Source organism: Gordonia sp. VNK21, assembly GCF_046098115.1.
GTDB lineage: Bacteria > Actinomycetota > Actinomycetes > Mycobacteriales > Mycobacteriaceae > Gordonia.
In genome coordinates, this window is the sequence record NZ_JBJURU010000005.1 from 74,626 (window position 1) to 76,366 (window position 1,741).

General features: G+C 65.0%; 1 protein-coding gene, 1 tRNA gene and 1 pseudogene. 1 reads left to right on the forward strand and 2 read right to left on the reverse strand.

The annotated features are described in order from the left end of the window. Positions 1-393: pseudogene (locus tag ACJMNC_RS07175) on the forward strand (IS256 family transposase); the annotation flags it as partial. 170 nt (positions 394-563) lie between these two features. Here the strand turns inward: ACJMNC_RS07175 and ACJMNC_RS07180 are convergent. Both ACJMNC_RS07180 and ACJMNC_RS07185 read right to left on the reverse strand, forming a co-directional pair. Next, positions 564-640 (reverse strand) — tRNA-Met (locus tag ACJMNC_RS07180). A 76-nt stretch (positions 641-716) separates the two neighbouring features. Then, positions 717-1,741, reverse strand: a 1,025-nt coding sequence (locus ACJMNC_RS07185) for a mammalian cell entry protein (RefSeq protein WP_408947260.1), incomplete at its 5' end; no start/stop codon positions are given.

Consider the following 1,741-nt stretch of genomic DNA (forward strand, 5'->3'; position numbering starts at 1 on the left):
CTCCAGAAACTCCCGAAACAAGCCCGGCGGAAGCTCGACGAGCACCTGTTCACCTGGCTCGACCCGCGCCTGACCGATCAGACCACCCCGCTCCAGCGCACCACCTCACCCCTCGAAGGCGGCCCGAACAAAGCCCTCAAAGACCTCTTCCGCCTCCACCGAGGATTCCTCACCGAACACGCCCGCAGAGCCGCGGAATGGAAACTCAATAGCCTCACCGCCAACCCCCACGACCCCTGGAGCCTGGTCCGACCCGAGCACCACAACCCGCCACCAGCCCGCCCGAACCAGACCCCGGTTGAGGATGAACCCACCGGCCCCGCCTTCGGCACCGCCTTCAGCTGGGAAGACGGCAACGGAATCCAACACGGATGGGGCGGCCGCTCCCACTAAACACACCAGAAACCACGACACGCCGGACAGGCCGTACACACATTTTGGCCTTTAACCCGCTGCCGACGATGCGCGCCCCGCCGAGACGCGGAAGCCGGGAAGCCGAGAGACGCCGCACTCCGCAGATGCGTCCGGCCCCGGCAAGACTGTGTCTGGCCGGGGCCGGTGCGTGGTAGCGGGGGCAGGATTTGAACCTACGACCTCTGGGTTATGAGCCCAGCGAGCTACCGAGCTGCTCCACCCCGCGTTGCGAGAACTACGTTACAGGGGCATGAACGGCCGATGCAAATCAGTTCTGGGACAAGGTGATCGACGCCACCGAACTACTTGGAACGGATCCCCATCAGGGCCGCCATCTGCTGCGCCACCGGGTTCAGGTTGAGCTTGTCCGGATCCTTCTTGGCGATGTCGTCCCACGGCTGCGGGTACGCCGGGTTGGACAGAACCGCCCGCTCACCGCCGCGCACGGACGTCGGATTGCCCACCGGAACCTTGCAGCCCGCCTCGGTGTTGAACGGGAAATCGTCGGTGTTGATGTCGAAGTCCGGGTTCTTGGCCTTGATGTCCTTGATCATCTGCGCGGTGCTCTCATAGCCCCGGGTGCACTCGGCCGGATGGTTCGTCTCCAGCACGATGCCGAAGTGGATCTGACCGTCGGGCGAGCCGGTGGTGTGGCTCGACGCCGACAGCGACGAGAGCATGTAGAACAGCATGCCGGTGGAGAAGGTTGCCGGTTCGATGGTGTGCACCGTCTCGCCGAGCTGATGGATCAGCGAGGTCGCATCGTCGCCGTGCTTCTGCAGGAACGACGACAGCTCCGTGGCGGTGAGCTGACCGTCGGAGAGGATGCGGCGCACCGCCGGATCCGACGACGCCAGCTGCGCGGTGATCAACTCCAGATTCTTCGACCAGTCCAGGATCGCGTCGGACTGTTCGGCCTGCGTGCCGAGCACCGGATCGGCGTTGCGGATCAGCGAGATGGTCTGATCCAGATCGTCCACACCGGTCTTCGACAGCTTCTCGAGCGAATCGATCAGCCGGGTCAGATTGTCGGCCTGCCCGTTGAAGGCCTTGCCCAGCTCGGTCACCACGGTGTGCAGATCATCGGTCGGCACCGACTCGGTCAGCGTGATGGCGTCGTCGACCACCTCATTGACCTGCGGCGGAGGGGTCATCCCCTCGATCCGCGAGCCGTCACGCAGATACGGCCCCGAATCGTCGGCCGGCTGCAGATCCAGGTACTGCTCACCGATCGCCGACCGGTTGGCCACCACGGCCACCGCATTTTCGGGAATGTCCCCGGCGCCCTTCTGCAGGACCAGCTCGACGTCGATGCCGTCACCGGCCA